This is a genomic window from Neobacillus sp. (assembly GCF_031988165.1).
GTDB classification, from domain to species: domain Bacteria; phylum Bacillota; class Bacilli; order Bacillales; family Cytobacillaceae; genus Neobacillus; species Neobacillus rhizosphaerae.
The window spans coordinates 128,225-134,988 of sequence record NZ_DALZYO010000011.1 but is presented as its reverse complement, the minus strand read 5'-3'; the positions used below and the strand labels follow the sequence as shown (position 1 = coordinate 134,988).

Here is a 6,764-nt window from a genome sequence, read left to right as displayed (position 1 = left end):
ATGCTTCGGCAGCATTGGCATCGCACGAAGGAAAAGCGTTAGCTTTTTCGAGGAGGCCATACGCCGATAGGCAGGCGCCTTGCGCTTTTCTTAAAAGATTAGAAAGTATAAAATTTTCGACTTTGAGAATTGTCCAGCTCCAGCGCCCTAGCGACTAGAGTGCTTCCCTCACCTCCCTACGATAAGTCAACATCGGTTCGCTAACGCTCACCGTGTTTCCTTTATCTCAGTCGGTTCAGTCCAGCCCTTACGTCGCTGACCAGGGCGCTTGCGCTTTTCTTATTCAAATTGTATCTCAAGCTGCATCGTTAAGTTTGTATAAATAACCATCTCTTTTACTTTGAGTTTGTATCTTTTCTCATTGATTTTAACCGGTTTGTTTTCGATTATTTTTTTTAGCAAGTCTTTGCTTTTATAGACTGTCTCTAAATCCTTTGCCAGCATCATGTTGATATCATCTCTAACGGAGTCTTCTGTCTCTAACACACTTAATGAATCCAGCTTATATTTTTCCCAGTTCACTATTTTAATATTGATTTTCTGGACGGTAAGCTGCTCAAGGTTCCGCTTGTTCATCTCCTTATATTCATCCTGCCAGATTTTTTTCTCATTGTTTAAATCCACAATATCCTGCTGCTGTTTCCGAAGCAATTCTGTATTCCTTTCCTGCCAGACACCATAAATATATAAAAAAATACACCAGCTTATAGCACCGCCAACCGCCATGCCACCAAAAAATCTCTGAAAGGCCGGTTTTCGATAAAATGGCGGGATCCTCATGATGAAATATGCTCCTGGGTTAACCAATTTATGATTAGCGCACCTGTCTGGGCACCGCCTAGGGCAGAAAGAATTAATAATAATTGTTTAAAAAGATCCTTTGTATCAGCATTAAATATGCCTCTTTCAAAGGTATAAACCGCATCAAATGTTCCACCAATGGCCGCCACGATTGCCCAGATTCTCAGTGCTGAAGACAAGCGATAGACGGTTGTAAGGGGAGGTTGTCCTGTTATGAACGAAGCAATTCCACCAATTAGTGAACCTCCAAGTACGACGCCTAAGGCAATAAAATAGCTTTCTATGAAAGCTGGAAAAAAACCGATTTCTTTCATCCCTTCATCCGCCTTTGTACAAAATCGATACCCTCATACTTATTTATATGGACAATACCTAATGAATATGTTCATTGAAATACGATAATAAAAACAGAACATATTTTCCTTTTTTAGGATTAAGCACTATAATAAAAGAAGAGATTTTTTATTTTGGGGGTGACAAAATGTCCTTTATTCACCTGCATGTATATAGTGCATATAGTTTGTTATCAAGTACGGCTACGGTTCCTGAATTAGTAAAAGCTGCACAATCAAAGGGTTTCAGAGCCCTTGCATTAACAGACAAGAACATCATGTCTGGTACAATTGAGTTTTATAAGCTATGTAAAAAAAACAACTTAAAACCGATTATTGGCTTAACAGTGGATGTGGAAAGTGAAATAACGCCGAACGAATCCTATCCCCTTGTCTTACTAGCAGAAAACGAGAAGGGTTTTAGAAATCTTTTAAAAATATCCAGTGCGGTCCAAACAAAGGCAGAGAACGGGATTCCGCTAAAATGGCTAAAACATTATTCGGAGGGTCTTATTGCTATCACACCTGGACCTGAAGGGGAAATTGAACAATCTCTTCTTAATGGGAATGAGGAAATGGCAAGGAAGCTAATAAGAAAACTAGAAACCATTTTCGGTAATGGCAACTTTTTTCTCGCCATTCAAAATCATCAACTGGAACAAGAGAAGTTACTAATAAATCAGCTTCAACCGCTTTCAAAGGAAATGATGGTCCCTCTTGTGGCTACCAACCAGGTACAGTTTTTAGAAAAAGAGGATTTGTTTGCTCATGAATGTTTGCTAGCTATTAAGAATGGTGAGAAATTACAGGATGAACATAGAGAAAGATTGGAAAGCAATCAATACTATCTAAAAGCGGCGAATGAAATGATAGACTGTCTCTCTGAGTTTTCGGAAGCTTTGGAGAATACAATCCGTATCACCGAAAGATGTACGGTAGATATTGAACTAAATAAAACTTACTTACCCACATTTCCGACAGAAAATGGCATGGTTGCTGAAGAATACCTGGAAAAGTTATGTCAGAAAGGTTTGAGTGAGCGCATTTCCTCGCCAAGCAACGAGTATGTTGCCCGATTGTCCTATGAATTGACAGTTATTAAACGAATGAAGTTTAGCAATTATTTCTTAATTGTCTGGGATTTCATGAGATATGCCCGTGAACATGGAATATTGACCGGACCAGGCAGGGGTTCAGCAGCAGGTTCACTTGTTGCCTATGTTTTATATATAACCGATGTTGATCCCCTCGAACACAACTTATTATTTGAACGGTTTTTAAATCCTGAGCGGATTTCGATGCCTGATATTGATATTGATTTTCCAGATCACCGTCGTGAGGAAGTAATTGAGTATGTAGCCAAAAAATATGGGGAGCTGCACGTTGCCCAAATAGTTACTTTTGGGACACTTGCTGCCAAAGCAGTGTTGAGAGATGTCGGCAAGGTATTCGGATTAAATTCGAAGGAACTAGAGCAATTGTCAAGGCTTATTCCATCAAAAGTAGGCATAAATCTCCATGAGGCATATAAAGAATCTGAAGGGCTTCGCAGGTTCATTAATGAGACCCCGCAAAACCAGCAGCTTTTTGAAACGGCTTTAAAACTAGAAGGTCTGCCCAAGCATACGTCCACACATGCCGCAGGTGTAGTCATAAGCGAGAAGCAGTTGATTGATTTAATCCCCATACAACGAGGTTCTAACCATGTTTATTTAACACAATACTCCATGGAACATCTTGAAGAGATTGGTCTGCTAAAAATGGACTTTCTTGGCTTGCGAAATCTGTCTCTTATTGAAACAATCTTAGCTTCGATTTATCGTCATACAAGAAAAAAAATAGATATCGGGAAAGTCCCATTAGATGATATAAAGACCTTCGAATTATTAGCAAGAGGTGAAACGACAGGTGTTTTTCAGCTAGAATCGGAAGGGATGAGGAAGGTGTTAACCCGGATAAAACCTTCACGTTTTGAGGATATAGTTGCCGTCAATGCGTTGTACCGACCAGGCCCAATGGAAAATATCCCTCTCTTTATCGAACGAAAACATGGCAAAAAGAAAATCGAATACCCACACGACGATTTGCAATCGATCCTTGAGAATACATATGGTGTCATCGTCTACCAAGAACAAATCATCCAAATTGCTTCAAAAATGGCCGGGTTCTCACTTGGTGAAGCAGATCTTTTAAGAAGAGCGGTTGGGAAGAAACAAAAAGAGGTCCTTGATAAAGAACGTCAACATTTTATTCAAGGAGCCGTTAAGAAAGGATATAGCCAATCTCTAGCGAATGATATCTACGATTTAATTGTCCGCTTTGCTAACTATGGCTATAACCGCAGTCACGCAGTAGCTTATAGTATGATCACCTATCAGCTTGCTTTTTTAAAAGCCAATTATCCGGTTTATTTTATGGCGGGGCTGCTTACCTCGGCAATTGGTAATGATTCGAAAATTGCGCAGTACATCGTGGAAACAAAGCAAAAGGAAATCGTCGTCTTGCCTCCATCCATAAATCATAGTGGTTATTCCTTTCAAGTAGAGCAAAAGGGAATCCGCTATAGCCTTGCTGCAATCAAAAGTGTGGGTGCTACAGTCTTAAAGGAAATTTTTCAAGCAAGGAAAAAGAAAAAATTCGATGACTTATTTGATTTCTGTATCAGAGTTTCTTCTAAAGCGATTAACCGGAAAACACTTGAGTTCCTCGTTCATTCTGGATGTTTCGATGAATTTGGCGAGGATCGTGCAACACTACTTGCCAGTTTGGACGTAGCGATTGAACATGCGCAAATATTTAAGCCTAATGATGCCAGCCAAATTGATTTATTTGACGATGAATTTGTACCTAAGCCGAAATATGTTCAAGTCGATCCCATCAGTCAGGAGCATAAACTGTCATTTGAAAAAGAGGCTCTTGGCTTTTATCTTTCTGATCATCCGATTTCAATTTTTGAAAAAGATCTAAAGCGAAGCGGTGCTCATGTTTTATATGAGTTAAAAAATGATAATCAAAAGGCTGCAGCTGGTGTCTACATTTCTTCAGTGAAAGCTATTCGAACCAAAAAAGGGGATTCAATGGCCTTTTTAACCGTAAGTGACTCAAGCGGTGAAATGGAAGCAGTGGTATTCCCAACTGTATATAAAAGGTTCCAACAGCTTCTAAGACAGGGTAATTTTGTGCTGCTGGAGGGGAAAATAGAAGATCGGGAAGGAAAGCTCCAGTTTATTATTCAAAAAGCAACTGATATAGAACAGTGGATCACAGCAAATTTAGTAAAACAACCAGTATTATATTTGAAAATTGCCGAGAATCAACAGGATGAACAATCCCTTCAAAAAATAAATCAGCTGCTTAAAGAATATAAAGGGGATGTTGGCGTTGTTTTGCATTACGAAGCCACGCGCAAAACTGTAAGGTTAGGACCAGAAAATAATGTAAAACCAACCCTAGAATTACAGCAGCAATTAAGTAATATTCTGGGTTTGAAAAATGTTGTACTGAAAGATTAATTCTTTACAACATTCGAAGATATGTTATAGTGATAAAGAAACGAGTGTGGTCTGACCACCAATAGTTAGCTTGTTTTTAATGGGATGTTATTAATCTTTTTGTAATAATCAGAGGGGTGACAAATCTTGACTTTACGTGAAGAAGCATTGCATATGCATCGAATTAATAAAGGAAAGTTAGAGTCGAAATCAAAAGTTCCAGTCCGGAATGCACATGATTTAAGTTTAGCCTATTCACCAGGTGTAGCAGAGCCATGCAAAGATATTTATGAGAAACCAGAAACGGTATACGACTATACCATGAAAGGAAACATGGTCGCGGTTGTATCCGATGGTACAGCTGTTCTTGGACTTGGTAATATCGGACCGGAAGCAGCTCTTCCTGTAATGGAAGGAAAGGCCGTTCTCTTTAAAAGCTTTGCAGGTGTTGATGCATTTCCAATCTGTCTCAATACAACAGATGTAGATAAAATTGTTGAAACCGTAAAGTTACTTGAGCCTACATTTGGAGGCGTGAATCTTGAAGATATTGCTGCTCCCAATTGTTTTGTAATAGAGGAACGATTGAAAAAGGAAGCAAACATTCCAATCTTTCATGATGATCAACATGGTACAGCCATTGTTACAGTAGCAGGTCTTGTCAATGCCCTTAAAATTATCGGAAAGAAAATGACCGAAATAAAAGTGGTAGCAAGCGGTGCTGGTGCAGCTGGGATTGCGATTATTAAGTTGTTATATAGCTATGGTGTTAGAGACATCATTATGTGTGATACTAAGGGTGCGATTTATGAAGGACGGCCGCAAGGAATGAATGCGGTCAAAACAGAAGTTGCGAAATTTACCAATCGAGATAATCTGACAGGAAGTCTCGCTGATGTTATAAAAGGTGCCGATGTATTTATTGGAGTATCTGTAGCAGGGGCCCTAACAAAAGAAATGGTTGCATCGATGAATCCTGATTCGATCATTTTTGCGATGGCAAATCCTGACCCGGAAATTATGCCTGAAGAGGCAAAAGCAGCGGGAGCAAAAGTAGTTGGTACAGGCCGTTCTGATTTTCCGAACCAAGTAAACAATGTGCTTGCTTTTCCTGGGATTTTCCGCGGGGCGCTTGATGTTCGTGCGACCCATATTAACGAAAAAATGAAAGTGGCTGCAGTGGAAGCCATTGCCGGCTTAATCAGTGAAGATGAGTTGAATGCTGACTATGTTATTCCAGCACCATTCGATCCAAGAGTAGCCCCAAATGTAGCTGCTGCAGTGGCAAAGGCAGCCATGGAAACAGGAGTTGCACGTATAAAGGTAGACCCTGAGGATGTAAAAGAAAAAACACAGAGGCTCGCTATTATTGGTAAAAGTGAGTGATTAGGTAAGTGAAGAATACCAAAGTATACTTAGAAATCGTAAAGCAGTTACGAGAAATGATTACTATAGATGGTCTGAAGACCGGAGATAAGATTCCTTCAGAACGTGAATTGTCTGAGCGCCTGAATTTCGGGCGCTCTTCGGTTCGCGAAGCTCTTAGAGCACTAGAATTGCTGGGCTTAATTGAAACACGGCGAGGCGAAGGAACGTTTATCAGAGACTTTCGAGGTCATCAGCTGGTACAGCTTCTCAGTACTTTTATTTTGCAGGATGAAAAAGCAAAACGCGATGTTTTCGAAACAAAAAATTTTATTGAGATGGATTGCTTGCGCTTAGCACTTCTGCGGATTGACAATGAAAGTATGGAGAATTTGATTGAATGGGCAAAAAAAACAGACAGCATTCATGATGATGATTTTTTTTATCGGATAATGGAGATGGCCGATAATCACCTATTCTTAAGAATGTGGTTAATATTAAAGGAATATTATTATTCGCTAGATTTTCATCATGTAGAGTATAGGCGGGAAGACTATCTCCTGTTGCTGGAAGCTTTAGCAGAAAAGGATGTAGTAAAAACACTTTCTGCATATAGGAAACTACGAAATTTGTCTGTTTTTTAACGACAAATACTAACAAATTTTGAACTTATTTTATTTTATAGTGGTAGGTATACAAGCCCTAGAATAAGGGAATTTTTAACCGAGTAGTGGTCTGACCACTTTTAGGTGTATATAGTTGAAGTTGGATAGAA

General features: G+C 39.4%; 5 protein-coding genes. 3 read left to right on the top strand and 2 right to left on the bottom strand.

Annotated features, from left to right (window positions below):
* Positions 1-279: 279 nt before the first annotated feature.
* Positions 280-780, bottom strand: a complete 501-nt coding sequence (gene ytrI / locus RTR43_RS08670) for a sporulation membrane protein YtrI (RefSeq protein WP_312471144.1) — start codon at positions 778-780, stop codon at positions 280-282.
* Positions 777-1,115 (bottom strand): sporulation membrane protein YtrH, encoded by a 339-nt coding sequence (gene ytrH / locus RTR43_RS08665; protein ID WP_312471143.1) that lies wholly within the window; start codon positions 1,113-1,115, stop codon positions 777-779. Before ytrH ends, ytrI begins: the two co-directional genes overlap by 4 nt.
* Before the next feature lie 167 nt (positions 1,116-1,282).
* Between ytrH and dnaE the strand changes: the two genes are divergently transcribed.
* The 3 genes from dnaE (at position 1,283) to RTR43_RS08650 (ending at position 6,633) form a co-directional block, all read left to right on the top strand.
* Entirely contained in the window at positions 1,283-4,645 is a 3,363-nt protein-coding gene (gene dnaE, locus RTR43_RS08660) for a DNA polymerase III subunit alpha (protein ID WP_312471142.1), read from the top strand.
* A 126-nt stretch (positions 4,646-4,771) separates the two neighbouring features.
* Complete coding sequence (gene ystJ / locus RTR43_RS08655) at positions 4,772-6,010, top strand: NADP-dependent malic enzyme (protein WP_312471141.1); 1,239 nt, start codon at positions 4,772-4,774, stop codon at positions 6,008-6,010.
* 56 nt (positions 6,011-6,066) lie between these two features.
* Complete coding sequence (locus RTR43_RS08650; protein ID WP_396954550.1) at positions 6,067-6,633, top strand: FadR/GntR family transcriptional regulator; 567 nt, start codon at positions 6,067-6,069, stop codon at positions 6,631-6,633.
* Positions 6,634-6,764 lie beyond the last annotated feature (131 nt).

What these genes read in the sequence shown, in the direction of transcription:
- ytrI (WP_312471144.1), bottom strand. Translation starts at nt 780, where the DNA reads ATGAGGATCCCGCCATTTTATCGAAAACCGGCCTTTCAGAGATTTTTT.
- ytrH (WP_312471143.1), bottom strand. Translation starts at nt 1,115, where the DNA reads ATGAAAGAAATCGGTTTTTTTCCAGCTTTCATAGAAAGCTATTTTATT.
- dnaE (WP_312471142.1), top strand. Translation starts at nt 1,283, where the DNA reads ATGTCCTTTATTCACCTGCATGTATATAGTGCATATAGTTTGTTATCA.
- RTR43_RS08650 (WP_396954550.1), top strand. Translation starts at nt 6,067, where the DNA reads ATGATTACTATAGATGGTCTGAAGACCGGAGATAAGATTCCTTCAGAA.